Source organism: Microbacterium sp. A8/3-1 (assembly GCF_040267695.1).
Classification (GTDB): Bacteria; Actinomycetota; Actinomycetes; order Actinomycetales; family Microbacteriaceae; genus Microbacterium; species Microbacterium luteolum.
Genome location: NZ_CP158357.1, coordinates 3,128,985 through 3,144,502, shown reverse-complemented (window position 1 = coordinate 3,144,502; position 15,518 = coordinate 3,128,985). Strand labels below are relative to the sequence as shown.

The 15,518-nt window shown below is 70.4% G+C and carries 13 protein-coding genes; 4 read left to right on the top strand and 9 right to left on the bottom strand.

The features are described 5' to 3' along the window. Window positions 1–2: 2 nt before the first annotated feature. A complete protein-coding gene (locus ABS642_RS15395; protein WP_350350783.1) occupies window positions 3–5,048 on the bottom strand; it encodes a tandem-95 repeat protein in 5,046 nt (1,681 codons plus the stop codon). A 328-nt stretch (window positions 5,049–5,376) separates the two neighbouring features. On the opposite strand from ABS642_RS15395, the gene ABS642_RS15390 reads away from it, so the two are divergent. Further along, window positions 5,377–5,733, top strand: coding sequence for a helix-turn-helix transcriptional regulator (locus ABS642_RS15390; RefSeq protein WP_282215460.1), 357 nt, complete (start codon window positions 5,377–5,379; stop codon window positions 5,731–5,733). 14 nt (window positions 5,734–5,747) lie between these two features. On the opposite strand, the gene ABS642_RS15385 is transcribed toward ABS642_RS15390, so the two are convergent. Then, on the bottom strand, window positions 5,748–6,347 hold the full coding sequence (locus ABS642_RS15385) for an ATP-dependent Clp protease proteolytic subunit (protein ID WP_350350782.1): 600 nt from the start codon (window positions 6,345–6,347) through the stop codon (window positions 5,748–5,750). Beyond that, entirely contained in the window at window positions 6,344–6,958 is a 615-nt protein-coding gene (locus tag ABS642_RS15380) for an ATP-dependent Clp protease proteolytic subunit (protein ID WP_350350781.1), read from the bottom strand. The genes ABS642_RS15385 and ABS642_RS15380 overlap by 4 nt, the downstream gene beginning before the upstream one ends. Before the next feature lie 151 nt (window positions 6,959–7,109). Here ABS642_RS15380 and ABS642_RS15375 point away from each other — a divergent pair, with 151 nt between their 5' ends. Beyond that, window positions 7,110–7,580, top strand: coding sequence for a hotdog domain-containing protein (locus tag ABS642_RS15375; protein WP_282215457.1), 471 nt, complete (start codon window positions 7,110–7,112; stop codon window positions 7,578–7,580). Between the two features lie 15 nt (window positions 7,581–7,595). Here ABS642_RS15375 and ABS642_RS15370 read toward each other — a convergent pair whose 3' ends face one another. Further along, window positions 7,596–8,843, bottom strand: coding sequence for a PLP-dependent aspartate aminotransferase family protein (locus ABS642_RS15370; RefSeq protein ID WP_350350780.1), 1,248 nt, complete (start codon window positions 8,841–8,843; stop codon window positions 7,596–7,598). A gap of 112 nt (window positions 8,844–8,955) precedes the next feature. Between ABS642_RS15370 and ABS642_RS15365 the strand changes: the two genes are divergently transcribed. Beyond that, on the top strand, window positions 8,956–9,432 hold the full coding sequence (locus ABS642_RS15365) for an Lrp/AsnC family transcriptional regulator (RefSeq protein WP_350350779.1): 477 nt from the start codon (window positions 8,956–8,958) through the stop codon (window positions 9,430–9,432). Window positions 9,433–9,436: 4 nt separating this feature from the next. Here ABS642_RS15365 and ABS642_RS15360 read toward each other — a convergent pair whose 3' ends face one another. Further along, the gene (locus tag ABS642_RS15360; protein WP_350350778.1) at window positions 9,437–9,835 is read right to left on the bottom strand and encodes a hypothetical protein; all 399 of its coding nucleotides are present in this window, start codon (window positions 9,833–9,835) and stop codon (window positions 9,437–9,439) included. Window positions 9,836–9,967: 132 nt separating this feature from the next. Further along, on the bottom strand, window positions 9,968–11,467 hold the full coding sequence (locus ABS642_RS15355) for an MATE family efflux transporter (RefSeq protein WP_350350777.1): 1,500 nt from the start codon (window positions 11,465–11,467) through the stop codon (window positions 9,968–9,970). A 138-nt stretch (window positions 11,468–11,605) separates the two neighbouring features. On the opposite strand from ABS642_RS15355, the gene cycA reads away from it, so the two are divergent. Continuing rightward, entirely contained in the window at window positions 11,606–13,075 is a 1,470-nt protein-coding gene (gene cycA, locus ABS642_RS15350; protein ID WP_350350776.1) for a D-serine/D-alanine/glycine transporter, read from the top strand. Here the strand turns inward: cycA and ABS642_RS15345 are convergent. The 3 genes from ABS642_RS15345 to ABS642_RS15335 all read right to left on the bottom strand — a co-directional run bounded on the left by ABS642_RS15345 (window position 13,072) and on the right by ABS642_RS15335 (window position 15,510). Further along, window positions 13,072–13,521: a DUF2871 domain-containing protein gene (locus ABS642_RS15345; protein ID WP_350350775.1), complete on the bottom strand. Its 450-nt coding sequence runs from the start codon at window positions 13,519–13,521 to the stop codon at window positions 13,072–13,074. The genes cycA and ABS642_RS15345 overlap by 4 nt on opposite strands. A 103-nt stretch (window positions 13,522–13,624) precedes the next feature. After that, window positions 13,625–14,248: a response regulator transcription factor gene (locus ABS642_RS15340; protein ID WP_350350774.1), complete on the bottom strand. Its 624-nt coding sequence runs from the start codon at window positions 14,246–14,248 to the stop codon at window positions 13,625–13,627. After that, on the bottom strand, window positions 14,245–15,510 hold the full coding sequence (locus tag ABS642_RS15335) for a sensor histidine kinase (RefSeq protein WP_350350773.1): 1,266 nt from the start codon (window positions 15,508–15,510) through the stop codon (window positions 14,245–14,247). The genes ABS642_RS15340 and ABS642_RS15335 overlap by 4 nt, the downstream gene beginning before the upstream one ends. Window positions 15,511–15,518 lie beyond the last annotated feature (8 nt).

The following is a 15,518-nucleotide window of genomic DNA, read 5'->3' as shown; positions in this document are numbered from 1 at the left end:
CCTCAGGCCGACCGTCGACGGATCAGGATCACGATCCCGGCGAGCAGCAGCAGCAGGCCGGCTCCGAGAGCGATCCACGGCACGGCGCCACCGGTCGTCGGGAGCGTGGCGCCCGCGGCCACCGTCACCGTCACCGTCGCGGTGACCCGCGTGCCGTTCGCATCCGCCACCGAGTAGGTGATCGGTCGGGTCGTGCCGACGAAGCCGGGGGCGGGCGTGAACACGATCTTGCCGTCCGCCACGGTCCAGACGCCCTCACCCGGCACGGTGAGCTCGGTCACGAGTGCGCCGTCGGAGCCGACGATGCGGAGGGTCGAGCGGTCGAGCGGGACTCCGGTGGCTCCCGGCGTGTCGTCGCCGATCACATCGATCACCACCGGGACTCCCGGCGCCGTGGTCGCGGAGTTGTTCCGCGCTACCGGGTCGACGCCTGCCACCGTGATCGTGAGCGTCGAGCTGGCGGAGTTGCCCAGCGAATCGGTGACCGCGTAGGTCACTGCCGTCGCCGCACCGCGGAAGGTGGGAACAGGCGTGAAGGTCACCCGGCCGTCCGCTCCGATCTCGTACGTGCCCTCACCGGGGACGTCGAGCGTCTTGCCGCCTCCGCCGACGGTCGCACCGGCCGGCTGACCCGTCGCGGGGAAGACCACGGACGCGGGGTCGAGGACTCCGTCCGTCCCGTCCGCCTGCTGGCCGGGACTGTCGTTGCCGAGGATGTCGACGGTCACCGGCACGTTCTGCGGCGTGCTCTCGACATCGGCGTCCGCGTCGGGCCCGGGTCGCACGGTCACGGTGAGCGCCGCGTTCGCGGGTGAGCCGTTCTCGTCGAGGATCGTGTAGCGGACCGGGGTCGTGGTGCCGCTGAACCCGTCGGCAGGTGTGAACGTCACCGTTCCGTCAGCACGCAGGGTGTAGACGCCCTCGCCCTCGACGTCGAGCGTCTTGCCGCCGTCGCGGATCTCGGCGGTCAGGCCTGCGGGGATCCCGGACGCCTGGAAGACCACGGACGCGAGGTCGAGCGGAACCGCGGGGTCACCGGGATCGTCGTTCCCGACGAAGTCGAACGTCACGGGGGTCGCGTACGGCGTCACGGCCGCATCGTCCGCCGCGGTCGGAACGACCGGGGTCACCTCGATCGTGATGGTCGAGGTGATGGCGTTGCCGATCGCGTCGGTGCCGGTGTACGACACGACGGAGGCGAGGCCGGCGAAGGCGGGAAGAGGCGTGAACGTGACCGAGCCGTCGGCGGCCGCGGTGTACGTGCCCTCCCCGGGCACGACGAGGCGGGTGCCGCCGTCGAGCACCTGGGCGCCGGCCGGCTGGCCCGCGGTCGGGAATCGCAGCGTCGGGAGATCCCAGGCACCGGCCGAGCCGTCGGCGTTGCGCGAGGGGACGTCGTTGCCGAAGGGCTGCAGCGTCACCGGGACCCCCTGCAGCGTCGAGTCGGAGTCGGGAGTCGCAGACGGGCCCGGGCGGACCGTGACCTGCACGGTGGCATCGGCGGTGGTGCCGTTCGCATCCGCGATCCGGTACGTCACGGGGGTCGTGGTTCCGGTGAAGCCCGAAGCCGGAGTGAAGACCGCCGCGCCCGTGCTGCCGATCACGTAGCTTCCCTGGCCGTCGATCGTCAGCGTCTTGCCGTCGGGCGAGACCGTGACCCCGCTCGGCTGCCCCGTGGCGGGGAAGACGGTGGCGGAGGGCGTCAGCGGCGCGGTCGCACTGCCGGGCCTGTCGTCGTCGAGCAGGTCGATGGTGACCGGCACGCCGTAGGGGGTGCTCGCGCTGTCGTCCTGCGCCACGGGAGTCACACCGGTGACGGTGACCGTGACGGTCGAGGCGACCGCCGCACCGTGCGTGTCGAGCGCGGCGTAGGTGATGGTCTGCGCCGCACCGGTGAACGTCGGCAACGGCGTGAACGTGACGGCTCCGGTGGCGGGGGCCACCGTGAAGACGCCCTCGCCGGGAACCGTGATCGTGCGTCCGCCGTTCGAGACGACCGCGCCCGCAGGCTGACCGTCCGCGGGGAACACGACGCTCCCCGGCACCAGCTCACCCGTGTCGCAGCCGACCGGGACGTTCGTCTCGCCCGCATCGCAGGGGTTGCCGAGATCGCTGGCGAGATCGTTGTCGAGGATGCTGAGGGTGACCGGGGTGTTCTGCGGCGTGGTCGCGGCATCCGGTGCGGCGATCGCACCGCTGCCCACGGTGACCGTGATGTTCGCCGGCGCGAGGGTGCCGTTCGCATCGGCGACGGTGTAGCCGACCGGAGTGGTCGTCCCGGCGTAGTCCGGCAGCGGAACGAAGCGCACCGTGCCGTCGCTGCGGACGGTCCACGTGCCCTCCCCGGGAACCACGAGGGTCTTCCCCCCGTCTGTGGCGTCGGGCGAGGTGAGCACGACCGAGCCGGGAACGAGCGGCACGGACGCGGAGCCCGGGGCGTCGTTCGCGAGGATGTCGATGACCACCGGCGTGTCACCGGGGGTCTTGGCGACATCGCTGGTGGCGATCGGCGCGACGGACGCGACGGTCACCGTGACCGTCGTCGACGCGGCATTGCCGAACGAGTCCTCGACCGTGTACGTGACCGGGGTCGCCGTTCCCGTGAACTGCGGCTCGGGATCGAAGGTGACGTCACGGGTCGCGGGGTCGAAGGTGTAGACGCCCTCGCCGGGAACCGTGAGCACGCGACCGCCGCCGCTCACCGCACTGCCGACCGGCAGACCGGGGGTGACGCTGAAGCGCAGCGAATCAGGATCGAACGTGCCGGCGCTGCCGTCGGCGGCCGTCCCGGGCACGTCGTTGCCGACCACCGGGAACGACACGTCGACGTTCTGCGGCGTCGAGGCGTTGTCCGGGTTCGCGGTCGGCCCCGGACGCACGGTCACCGACACGGTGGCGGTGGCCTGCTGGCCGTTCTCGTCGGTGACCCGGTAGGGCGTCGACGCAGTGCCGGAGAAGCCCGCGGCCGGCGTGAACTCGACCTGCCCCGCCGGGGTCACGCGCCAGGTGCCCTCGGGCGTGACGAGAGCCTTGCCGCCGTCGGTGGCGGTCGGATCGGTGAAGACGGTCGATGTGGGCACGATCGCACCCCCGGGGCCGGGGACGTCGTTGTCGACCACGTCGACGGTCACCGGGGTCGCGTGCGGGGTGGTGGTCGAGTCGTTCACGGCCGTCGGAGTCACGGCCGTGACCGTGACCGTGATGGTCGTCGACGCCGGGTTGCCCAGGCTGTCGGTGAAGCGGTACGCGACGGGCGTGGTCGACGGACCGTCGAAGGTCGGATCCGGCGCGAAGGTCACGACGCCGGTGGTCTGGTCGATCGTGTAGACGCCTTCGCCCGGTACCTCGAGACGGCGGCCGTCGGGGCTCACGACGGATCCGGCCGGCTGCCCGGTCGGCTCGAAGAGGACGGATGCCGGCGGGATGGTCCCCGGGGTTCCGTCGGCGTTCTGTCCGGGTGCGTCGTTGCCGAGCACGGGGATCTGCACGCTCGTCCCCTGCGTCGTCGCGGCGGTGTCGGCGACCGCCGACGGCCCGGGGCGCACGGTGGCGGTCGCGGTGGTGGTGGAGGTCTGCCCGTTGTCGTCGACGATGCGGTACTCGGTGGTGGCATCGCCGCTGAAGCCCGGTGCCGGGGTGAACGTGATGCCTCCGTCCGGGGCGATCGTCCAGACGCCCTCGGGGGTCTGGAGTCGCTTGCCGCCGTCGGTCGCGGCCGGATCGGTGAACACGGTCTGGTCGGGCAGGATGGCGCCGGTGCCCGGCTGGTCGTTCTTCGCGCCCGGCAGCGTGACCGGGTCGCCGAACGGAGCGGAGCCGGAATCCGGCACGGCGACGGGCGGCGGGAGCACGTTGACGAAGGCGCAGACGATGTTCGCGCCGTCCGTGCCGGAGGGAGCTGTGAAGGTGGCCGTGTTGCCGGTGCCGCTCGCGACGACGGCGCCGGTGGCGTCGGTGCACGACCACGTGGTCGTGTAGTCCGTCAGGTCGGTGGTGCCTTCCGGCACCTGCCGCATCGTGTAGGTCTCGCCGGGAATGATGAGGCCCGGTGTGCTGGGAACGCCTCCGCCGCCGGGACCCGACGATCCCGGGGGGAAGTCCGGTGTCGTGCCGTCCGGACCGTACGAACCGCCCTCGAGCACGACGCGCACCTGATCGGTGGGGGTCGCGCGAGGACCGTCGAACTGCGCGACCGTCTGCGCCGAGGAGGGGTTCGCGCAGGAACCGAGGTCGGACGATGCGGCCCCCGTCAGGGTGAACGTGGTGCCGGTGGGCGCACCCGTGATCGGGTTCGTCTTCTGCAGCACGGTGCTGCCGCCCAGGTAGAGGAAGCCGTCGGACCCGAACGCGATGCCGTTGGTCGGGACAGTGGTCGCACCCCGGGAGAGCTCGCGCGCGGGCAGAGTGGTGCCCGTTCCCGAGGTCGGCACGGTGCCATCGACGACATACAGCGCCGCCTCGGAGGCGCCACCGGCGACGATGTACAGCCGACCCGTCTTGTCGAAGGCGAGGTCGCCGTTGAAGCCGGGAGGGTTGGCGGGCGTGACGGACAGGACCGGTCCGGCCGGCGCGATGTTCGTCGCCGGATCGAAGACGTAGATGTCCACGCTCGAGGTCGCATTGAACGCGCCGTAGTAGTACAGCCCGTTCGCGGGGTTGATCGCGCCCATGGTGCCGTTGGCGACACCGGGAGTCTTCGGCGAGGCGGTGACGGTGCCGTCGGCGCTCGCCGTCGGCTCGTACTCGACGACGCTCGTCGATGTCCCGAGGATCGCGGCGGTGCCGCCTGCGCCGATGCCCAGCTGGTTCGCGAAGGCACCGTCGGTCGAGGGCACGGTGAAGGTCGGGGTCGTCGATGCGGTGCCGGTGGTCAGGTCGAGCTGCCACACGGTGCCGGCCTGGTTGTTGGCGTAGTAGAGGGTGTTGATGCACGCCAGCGGTTCCGCGGCGGCGGCGGGCGCGGGTGCGCCGGCGGCGGTGAACCCCGCAGCGAGCAGGGCGCCGGCCGCTGCGACGGCGAGGAGGCGGGATGCGACGGGACGAGCCATCAGACGGCCCTGCCCGACTGCGGGAGGTCGATGACATCGCCGAGAAGGATGAGTTCCCTGAGTCCGTTGGTCATTGCTCTGCACCGCTCTCGCTTCGGTCGCCGTGAGGCGTGGGGAGTGAGAGCGACTCCGGCCGCCTCACTCCCCGCCCTACCCCCATGTCCCCCACAGGGCGCCGGGACGACCGTGATTCGTCGCCGTCCCGGCGCGCAGAAAGCTATCAGCCGGCTGTTCACGCTAAGTCGGCCAGATGTGGAAACACGGCGCGGGGGTTCTGCTCTGAGCAGAACCCCTCGAACAGGGCGGATGCCGCGGCATATCGTGAGGCATGGCCGACATCGTCCCGTTCTCCCGCGCCCCTCGTCCCGCCCGCCGCCCCCGGCCGAACGACCCCGAGCCCCTCTGGCGTCAGCTCCTCGGCGATCAGCTGCGCCGCCGGCGGCACGAACGCGACGAGACGCTCACCGAGACCGCCGAGAAGGCCGGCGTCTCGCCGCAGTACCTCTCCGAGGTCGAGCGCGGACTGAAAGAGCCCTCCAGCGAGATGATCGCCGCGATCAGCGGCGCGCTCGAGACCTCGCTCATCGAGCTCACCAGTGCGGTCGCCGACGAGCTGCGGACCGAGACGGCCCCGGCATCCGCCCTGGTCTCGGCCGGGCGCGCGGTGTTCGCGCTGGCCGCCTGAGCCGCGGCATCCGCTCAGCCGGCCGCGACCCGCGCGCCGAGCACCGTGTCGATCAGTCCGTACTCGAGCGCGGCGGATGCCGTGAAGACGCGGTCGCGGTCGGTGTCGGCACGGAGCTCCTCGACCGTGCGGCCGCTGTGCTTGGCGAGGATGGCCTCCATGTCGGAGCGGACGCGCACCACCTCGTCGGCCGCGAGGATGAGGTCCGGGATCGCGCCACGGGACTGTCCCGCGGGTTGATGCAGCACGATGCGCGCGTGCGCCAGGGCGGCTCGCTCCCCCGTGTCACCGGCGGCGACCAGCAGCGCGGCCGGTCCGATCGCCTGGCCCACGCAGGTCGTCGCGATGCGCGGACGGATGTGCTGCATGGTGTCGTAGATCGCCAGCGCGGCGCCGGGGTCTCCGCCCTCGCTGTTGATGTAGAACTGGATGCCGCTCTCCGGGCTGTCGGCGTCGAGATGCAGCAGCTGCGCGATCAGCGCGTTCGCGACGCCGGCGTCGATGCCGGTTCCGAGGTAGATGACGCGCTCCGCGAGCAGGTGCGAGTACACGTCCATGATGCGCTCACCACGAGGATGCTGCGCGATGACGTTCGGGATCGAGTAGGTGCTCATGCGCTCGTCCCCAGCCCGACGCGCGCGCGTCGACGCGGCATGATCTCGGCGAGCGAACCGACGATGTCGTCGATGAAGCCGTAGTCCAACGCCTCGGCGGCGGTGTACCAGCGGTCGTGCAGCGAGTCCTCGAAGATCCGCGTGACCGGCTGGCCCGTGTCGTCGGCGATGAGGCCGAGCACCGTGTCGCGCATGTGCCGCAGATCGTCGGCCTGCGTCTCGAGCTCACCCGCCGACCCGCCGATGCCCGCGGATCCCTGGTGCATGAGGATGCGCGCGTGCGGCAGGGCGCGGCGCTTGCCCTTCGTGCCGGCCGAGAGGAGGAACTGACCGGCGCTGCACGCCAGGCCGAGCGCGAGGGTCGACACGTCGTTGGGCACGAGCTGCATCAGGTCGCGGATCGCCAGCATCGACGGCACCGAGCCGCCGGGCGAGTGGATCCACAGGGCGATGTCGGTCGTCGCGTCCTCGGCCGAGAGCGCGAGCAGCTGCGTCATGAGCAGCGTGCCGTTGTCGTCGTCGAGGGCGCCGTCGAGCACGAGCACGCGCTCGTGGAACAGGGCGCGTCGGGCTTTGGGTCCGAACTGCGGGATGGGGTTGTCTTCGCTCATGCCCCCAGCATCCGCTCGTCCCCGCGGTCGCAGGGCGGTATCCGCCTCAGGCGGATCCGCCGTGAGCAGAGGCGGTCAGGCCGAGCCGCTCGGCGCAGAACGAAAGACGCCCGTAACACCGCCGACTCACGGCGCTCCTACGCTCGGGATCATGGCGAAGCAGACGACACCGGCATGGCAGTGGTCCGAGGACGGGATCAACTTCCGCACCCGCAAGTGGGTGCGCCCCGAGGACCTCAACGCGAACGGCTCGCTGTTCGGCGGGAGCCTGCTGAAGTGGATCGACGAGGAGGCGGCGATCTACGCGATCGTGCAGCTGGGCAACTACCGCGCCGTCACGAAGCACATCTCCGAGATCAACTTCGAGGCGTCGGCGGTGCAGGGCGACCTGGTCGAGATCGGTCTGACGGCGACCCATTTCGGTCGCACCTCGCTCACCATGAAGGCGATGGCGCGCAACATGATCACGCGCAGGCGCCTTCTCACGATCGAGAAGATCGTGTTCGTGAGCCTCGATGAGGACGGCGCTCCCACCCCGCACGGCTACACCGACATCACCTACGATCGCGACCGCATGCCGACCGAGCGCATCGCGACGGGGACCATCCGCCTGCCGAGCTGACGCCGAACCGCCCCCTTATGCCCGAACGGCCCCCGTATGGGCATCACTCAAGGGGGTGGCTCGCTCAGAGAGGGGCGGCTCGGCGATGCTGGGGGCCGCCGCGAAGGCCTGGGCGAGGTCGGCGATCAGGTCGTCGGCATTCTCGAGACCGATCGACAGACGGAGCACGTCGGCGGCGGGGCGCGCCTCGGGCGGCACCGGGCGATGGGTGAGCGCGGCAGGATGCTGGATCAGCGAGTCCACCCCGCCCAGCGAGACGGCGTGGGTGAACAGTGCCGTCGCCGTCGTGATCGTCGATGCGGCGGCGAAGCCTCCCCGCATCCGCATCGCGATCATCGCTCCGGTGCCCCGCATCTGCCGGTTCAGGATGCCGTGCGGATCGCCGTCGAGCCCCGGGTAGAACACCTCGGCGACCTCCGGCCGGTCGATCAGCCACTGCACGATGCGACGCGCGTTCTCCTGCTGCTGGCGCATCCGCACCGGCAGGGTCGTGAGCCCGCGATGCAGCAGGTACGCGCCGAGCGGATGCAGCAGACCGCCGGTCACGGCCCGCACGCGCCGGAGCGCCTCAGCCGTCGCCTCGCTGCAGGCCACGACGCCGGCGATGACGTCGCCGTGCCCGCCCAGGTACTTGGTGGCGCTGTGCAGCGACATCGCGGCGCCGAGGTCGATCGGGTTCTGCAGCACCGGAGTGGCGAAGGTGTTGTCGACGACGACGGGCACCTCCCCCGCCTGCCGCACGATGTCGGCGATGTCCGCGATGTCGAGCGTCGGGTTCGCCGGCGTCTCGAGAACGACCAGTCCGGTGTCGGGGCGGATGCTGCGGGCCACCTCGTGCGGGTCGCAGTAGCTCACCTCGGCACCCAGGAGTCCGGAGCCGAGCAGGTGGTCGGTGCCGCCGTAGAGCGGGCGCACCGCGACGACGTGCCTCTTGCCGACGGCGTTGGTGTGGGCGAGGATCACGGCCGTCATCGCCGCCATGCCCGAACCGAAGGCGACGGATGCCTCGGCGTGCTCCATCTCGGCGAGCGCGGCCTCGAAGCGCGCGACCGTCGGGTTCCAGAGCCGGGCGTAGACCATGCTGCCGTCCGCGGGCGGGCGTCCGCCGGTCGCCATCGCCTCGTACGAGTCGCCGCCGCGCTCGATGTCGGGGAGCGGATTCGTCGTCGAGAGATCGATGGGCAGCGCGTGGACCCCGAGACCCTCGAGATCGGAGCGGCCGCTGTGGACGGCGACGGTGTCGGGATGCAGCGGTGCAGTCATGCTTCCAGGCTGTCGGAAACACGACGAAGGCGCTGAGATTCGACAGCATCCGCCATTTTTTGCGCCTTTCTCGCTATTCTGAGCAACCGGCAGCATCAGAGACGAGGCGACATTGGCGAGAACACAAGGCGCAGCACTCGACGAGGTCGACCTCGCGCTGCTCGCCGCCCTCCTGGACGACGCGGAGATCACGAACAAGGCGCTCGCGCACCGACTCGGCCTCGCGGAGTCGACCTGCGCGCATCGGATCAGGGCGCTGCGCGAGCGCGGTGTGATCCGCGACACCCGCATCCGCGTCGACGAGGCGGCACTCGGCTACCCCCTGCAGGCGATCATCAAGGTGCGCCTCGCCAATCACACCGGCCCGAAGGTCACCGCGCTGTTCGATGCGCTCGCGAGCATCCCCCGCGTGCTGCAGGTGTTCCACGTCGCCGGGGTGGACGACTTCCTCGTGCACGTGGCGGTCGAGGACGCCACGGCGCTCCGCGACATCGTGCTCGAGCACATCACGATCCATCCGGTCGTCCGCGGCACCGAGACGCAGCTCGTGTTCGAGCTGCGCGACGGCAGCGGGATGCTCCCGCGGTGACGCGTCAGGAGACGACGGCGATCGATCCGGTCGATGCGCTCTGCAGCGCGGATGCCGGCTTCACCACGGTCGGCACGGCCTCCTGCTCGCGCGAACGCTGACGCATCGTGCGGCCGAGATCGGTGGCGCTGACGATCGCGCGGACGACACCGCCGAGCGTGAGCATGGCGACCAGTGCGGCGCACGCGGCGAGCAGCGGCAGCCACTGGTTCGCGAACGACGCCGTGAAGCTCATCAGCGCGCCGACGATCCACAGACCCACGGCGCCTCCCGTGAGCCCTCCGGCACCGCGCATGATCGCGATCCCCGCCACGACGGCGCAGATCGCAGCGAATGCCGCCCCCGCGATCCCGATCGGAACCATCACCTCAGCCAGATCGCTGGCCATTCTGAATGTCGTCATGACGACCCCCCGTCAGCGGAATATCCGCTCCTTCGACACTAAGAGAGTGCCAGCGGGAAGCCATCCGTCTCAAGTGCGACCCCGCATCATCCTCCAGAACGATCTTTTTCCTGCGCGTTCCGTGCTTTTCGGTCAGCGGCGGGCGCGCTCGGAGCGGCGTCGGCGCAGCGTGAGCTTCCGCAGACGCGAGGTGCGGACCGTGGCGATGGGCTGCGTCACGACCGCGTCGACGACCATGGAACCGTCGGTGGGGCCGACGATCGCGATCGCGGAGGTCTCGGTCGCCTCCGCCGGATCGACCGGCAACCGCGCGAGATCCCGGTGCGCGCGGACGTACGCGGGGACCAGCAGCACGATCGCGCCGACCCAGGCGAGCGGGTTGCTGAGGGCGACACCGGCGAAGCCGATCAGCGCGCCGAGCAGGACCGCCGCGCCGACGCGCATCACGAGCTCGATCACACCCGTGACGGTCGGCACGAGCGTGTGGCCGAGCCCCTGCAGAGCGCCGCGGAGCACGAACAGCATGCCGAGGGCCCAGTAGCCGCATCCGTTGATGATGAGCATCTGGTGGGCGAGGTTCACGACGTCGTCGGAGCCGGCGCCGATGAACAGGCGGACCATGGGGGCGCCGAAGGCGATCAGCAGCCCGCCGAGCACGATGCCCGAGACGATCGACATCCAGGTGGCCTCGACGACTCCGCGGCGGATGCGGTCGGGGCGACGACCGCCGTGGTTCTGCGCCGCGTACATCGAGACGGCCAGACCGAGAGAGGACAGCAGCGCCACCGCCAGACTGTCGACGCGCGAGGCGGTGGTGTACGCGGCGACGGCGTCGGAGCCGAGCGTGTTCAGCGCGACCTGCACCGTGAGCGTGCCGATCGCGATGATCGACGCCTGGAAGCCCATCGGGAGCCCGAGTCGCAGGTGCTCCGCGACGTCGGCGCGGGTGACGCGCCAGTCCAGGCGGCGCAGGTGCAGCATCGGGAGACGGCGGCGCACGAACTCGAGGCACAGCAGGACCGAGACCGCCTGCGCCACGACCGTGGCGAGAGCTGCACCGGCGACCCCCCACTCCAACGGCCCGACCATGAGCACGACGAGCCCCACGTTCAGGGCGCACGACACGGTGAGGAAGACCAGCGGCGTACGCGAGTCCCCAATCGCACGGATGATCGCGGAGAGGTAGTTGAAGAACATGGTCGCGCCGGCGCCGAGGAAGCTGATCTGCGTGAAGACCGTGGCCTCGGCCATCAGCTCGGGCGGTGTCTGCAGCAGCGCGAGGAGCGGCGCCGCGATGAGAGGGGCGACCACGGTCAGCAGCACACTCGTGACGCCGGAGAGGATCACTCCCGTCGCGACCGAGCGACGCACCGCGGCGTCGTCACGCGCGCCGAAGGCCTGGGCGATGGGGATGGCGAAACCGCTGGTGAGACCCCACGCGAAGCCGAGCAGGAGGAACAGCAGCGGGCCGGTCGCCCCCACCGCGGCGAGGGAGTCCACGCCGAGGTGCCGCCCCACGACGATGGCGTCGGCGAAGTGATACAGCTGCTGCACGACATTGCCGATGAGCAGCGGGATCGAGAAGGCGAGGATGACACGCCACGGGCGACCCGTGGTGAGAGGAGTGGCCATGAAGAAGCGGCTCGCAGAACTGGGGGGTGATCGGGGGAGGCTCCAGTTTATCGAATCGATTCGGCGCAACGGAAGAGCAGCTCACAGGAAGTACGGTCGAGGGGATGCACGGGCATCCGGCATCGAACGCACCGGAGGATGACAGTGACGACAGAGAAGACGAAGGGGTCCGTCGGGGTGGGCGGCTCCACGGGCGAGGATCAGCATCTGCGGCGAGCGCTGAGCAACCGGCACATCCAGCTGCTCGCGATCGGCGGGGCCATCGGCACCGGCCTGTTCATGGGCAGCGGGAAGACCATCTCGGTCGCGGGGCCGTCGGTGATCTTCGTCTACATGATCATCGGCTTCATGCTGTTCTTCGTCATGCGGGCGATGGGCGAGCTGCTGCTGTCGAACCTCAAGTACAAGTCGTTCAGCGACTTCGCGAGCGACCTCCTCGGCCCCTGGGCGGGCTTCTTCACCGGCTGGACGTACTGGTTCTGCTGGGTGGTCACGGGTGTCGCCGACGTCATCGCGATCGCCGGCTACACGGACGCCCTGATCCCCGGCATCCCGCTGTGGATCCCCGGCCTGCTCGTGATCGTGATCCTCCTCGCCCTGAACCTGCCGACGGTCGCGGCGTTCGGTGAGATGGAGTTCTGGTTCGCGCTCATCAAGATCGTCGCGATCGTCGCCCTCATCATCACGGGCCTCGTGATGATCTTCACCGGGTTCCAGCACGACGCCGGAACCGCGAGCTTCTCGAACCTCTGGGACCACGGCGGGATGTTCCCGCACGGGTTCATGGGCTTCGTCGCGGGCTTCCAGATCGCGGTGTTCGCGTTCGTCGGCGTCGAGCTCGTCGGCACGGCTGCCGCCGAGACCAAGGACCCGAAGCGCAACCTGCCCAAGGCGATCAACGCGATCCCCATCCGCATCCTGCTCTTCTACGTGGGCGCGCTCATCGTGCTGATGGCCGTCACGCCCTGGACCGAGTACGTCGCCGGCGAGAGCCCGTTCATCGCGATGTTCGCGCTGGCCGGACTCGGCATCGCCGCCACCGTCGTGAACCTCGTCGTGCTCACCTCGGCGATGTCGAGTGCGAACTCCGGCATCTACTCGACCTCGCGCATGGTGTTCGGCCTCGCGCAGGACGGCGACGCCCCGCAGCTCTTCGGACGGCTGTCACGCCGGCGGGTGCCGCAGAACGCGCTGTTCCTCTCCTGCATCCTGCTGCTCTCCGGAGTGGTGCTGCTCTACGCGGGCGAGGACATCGGCACGGCCTTCGACATGGTCACCACCGTCTCGGCCGTGTGCTTCATGTTCGTCTGGACGATCTTCCTCTGCAGCTACCTCGTGTACCGGCGCCGGCGCCCCGAGAAGGTCGCCGCCTCGACGTTCCGGATGCCGGGCGGCGTCTTCATGGTCTACGTCGTGCTCGCGTTCTTCGTGTTCATCCTCTGGGCACTGACGACCCAGCCCGACACGCTGACCGCGCTGCTCGTCACGCCGATCTGGTTCGCGCTGCTGATCGTGGCCTGGCTGTTCGTGCGGAAGTCGCCGAACCACCTGACGCGGCACGAGGCGCACATCCGGTACCTGCGGGACGACTCGATCGAGGCGGACTAGGCGCGCGCCAGGGCGGCTTCCTCCGGAGCAGCGGTCTTCGCGACGAAGATCCGCTTGCGCAGCGCGAGGAAGAGCAGCACCATGCCGGCGGTGAGCAGCATGTGGCCGACACCCGCGATGCCGGCGATCATCTTCGACGACTCCTGACCGAGCACCGTCAGGCAGCCATGCCATACGAGCATCGCCGACGTCAGCACGAGGCCGGCGTTGTAGAGCCAGAAGAACCACCCGAAGAGGCGGCTCTCGGAGAGCGTGAACGCCTTCTCCAGGAGGAGGACGATGAGGAGCACGACGAAGCCCAGCACGAGCAGGTGCGTGTGCACGAGGCCGAGCTGCGTCGCCTCCCCCTCCGGGAAGCCGTTGATCTTGGTGAACTCGCGGTAGAAGAGTCCGGAGGCGACGCCTACGAGCATGTAGGCGAACGCGGCGTGGAAGAGTCTGCGCATGGGGGTACCTTTCGGGTCTCTTCCAGCCTCGGCGCAGCATCCGTTCCGGGGATCCATCGAACGGTTGAGATGCGGATGCTGCGGCGTCGCAGCCGAACCGACGTCAGAGCAGACCGGCGTCCCGCGCGATCGCGATCGCACGGGCGCGGCTGTCGGCGCCGAGCTTCTCGAACACGTGCACCAGGTGCGTCTTCACGGTCGCCTCGGTGACGAAGAGGGTCTTCGCGATCTCGCGGTTGGATGCCCCGGTGTCGAGCAGGGCGAGGACCTCCCGCTCGCGATCGGTGAGTCGCACGCGGGGCGCGCGCATCACCTGCACGACCCGCTCGCTGATCTCCGGGGCGAGCACGAGCCCTCCGGACGCCGCCTGACGGATCGCGCGAACGATGTCGTCGGGCGCGACGTCCTTGAGGAGGTACCCCGCCGCGCCCGCTTCGATCGCACCGAAGATCTCGGCGTCGCGATCGAACGTCGTCAGGATGATCACGGCGGGAGCCGGATGCTGCGCACGCAGGGCGGCGGTCGTCGCCACGCCGTCCATCCCCTCGCCGAGTCGCAGGTCGCACAGCACGACGTCGGGGTGCAGGTGCCGGGCGAGCAGGACGGCCTCCTCGCCGGACGACGCCTCGCCGACCACCTCGACGTCGTCACGGTGGTCGAACAGGGAGCGCACCCCGGCCCGGACGATGGGGTGATCGTCGACGAGCAGCACCCGCACGGCCGTCATCCGTCGCCTCCGGCATCCCGGGCCGGAGACGGACCACCGAGCGGGACGTGCGCCGACAGTGCCGCTCCGTCGCTCTGGACGCTCTCCACGTCGAGTCCTCCGCCGAGCTCCCGCAATCGCGCGCGCATGGAGCGCAGTCCGTAGCCGCCGCCCCGGCTCCCCGCCCCGCCCTGGGCTTCCCACCGGGTCGCGTCGAACCCGATCCCGTCGTCGACGATGTCGAGCCGCACCGCATCGCCCGCGTCGGCCAGCGTGACCACCACCCGGGAGGCGGCCGCGTGCGAGCGCACGTTCGCGAGGGCGGACTGCGCCGTGCGCAGCAGCGCGACCTCGGCGTCGAGGCCGAGCGCGGGCAGGTCGTCGTCGACATGGAGCGTCGCGGCGATGCCGGTCTCCTCGGCGAGACGCTCGAGCATGCGCGCGAGGGCGTCGCCGAGCGCACTGGACTCGAGCTCGGCGGGCATCAGCGCGTTCACGATGCGCCGCGCGTCGGCCAGCCCCTCGGCCGCGAGCGTGCCGATCTGGCGGAGGGCGCGGGTGCTCTGTGCGGCGTCGTCGGCCTCCAGAGCCGAGCGCGCCAGCATCCCGATCGAGGAGACGCTCTGGGCGACGGTGTCGTGGATGTCGCGGGAGACCCTGGTGCGCTCGGCGCTCGCGCCCGACTCGCGCTGCGTGCGAGCGAGCTCGTCCTGCAGTGCCGCCATCTCCTCCTGCGTGGCGACGAGCGAGGCGATCAGCCGTCGCCGTTCGCGACCGTCGCGCACCAGTTCGAGGTAGCCGCGGGAGATGCCCAACGCGAAGACGCCGCCGACGAGCGGCCCGATCACGTTCGCGTAGCTCGTCGCGCCGGTGTGCAGCAGCGGGGCGACGACCACGACCGCGAGGATGACGACGCTGAGCAGCAGCGCCCAGCGCAGGCGCATCACGAACCCGGCGAGCAGCCAGAGCGGGAACGCGAGCCACACGAACTCGGGCGACACAGCGACCGCGCCGAGCCAGATCAGCGTCAGCCCGAGCAGCCACCAGGTCGCCAGACGCCGATCCGCGGTGCGCTCGCCGAGCAGCAGACCGCCGCCGTACCACCCGAGGAAGGCGAGCGACAGCGCCAGGACCCAGGGCAGCGGGATGCCGTCGGCCGAGGCGCGGACGGCGCCGATCACGAGCAGCACGACCGTGATGACCGCCTGGCCGATGCGGATCGACCCGATCAGGCTCGCCCACGTGTGCGCGGGCTCCCGCGGCGACGGGTCGATGGACGGCATCCTCACAT

Bases quoted from the DNA above. Each gene is read 5' to 3' on its own strand.
- ABS642_RS15395 (WP_350350783.1), bottom strand. From the start codon at position 5,048: ATGGCTCGTCCCGTCGCATCCCGCCTCCTCGCCGTCGCAGCGGCCGGC.
- ABS642_RS15335 (WP_350350773.1), bottom strand. From the start codon at position 15,510: ATGCCGTCCATCGACCCGTCGCCGCGGGAGCCCGCGCACACGTGGGCG.
- ABS642_RS15385 (WP_350350782.1), bottom strand. From the start codon at position 6,347: ATGAGCACCTACTCGATCCCGAACGTCATCGCGCAGCATCCTCGTGGT.
- ABS642_RS15390 (WP_282215460.1), top strand. From the start codon at position 5,377: ATGGCCGACATCGTCCCGTTCTCCCGCGCCCCTCGTCCCGCCCGCCGC.
- ABS642_RS15340 (WP_350350774.1), bottom strand. From the start codon at position 14,248: ATGACGGCCGTGCGGGTGCTGCTCGTCGACGATCACCCCATCGTCCGG.
- ABS642_RS15375 (WP_282215457.1), top strand. From the start codon at position 7,110: ATGGCGAAGCAGACGACACCGGCATGGCAGTGGTCCGAGGACGGGATC.
- cycA (WP_350350776.1), top strand. From the start codon at position 11,606: ATGACAGTGACGACAGAGAAGACGAAGGGGTCCGTCGGGGTGGGCGGC.
- ABS642_RS15360 (WP_350350778.1), bottom strand. From the start codon at position 9,835: ATGACGACATTCAGAATGGCCAGCGATCTGGCTGAGGTGATGGTTCCG.
- ABS642_RS15355 (WP_350350777.1), bottom strand. From the start codon at position 11,467: ATGGCCACTCCTCTCACCACGGGTCGCCCGTGGCGTGTCATCCTCGCC.
- ABS642_RS15370 (WP_350350780.1), bottom strand. From the start codon at position 8,843: ATGACTGCACCGCTGCATCCCGACACCGTCGCCGTCCACAGCGGCCGC.
- ABS642_RS15380 (WP_350350781.1), bottom strand. From the start codon at position 6,958: ATGAGCGAAGACAACCCCATCCCGCAGTTCGGACCCAAAGCCCGACGC.
- ABS642_RS15345 (WP_350350775.1), bottom strand. From the start codon at position 13,521: ATGCGCAGACTCTTCCACGCCGCGTTCGCCTACATGCTCGTAGGCGTC.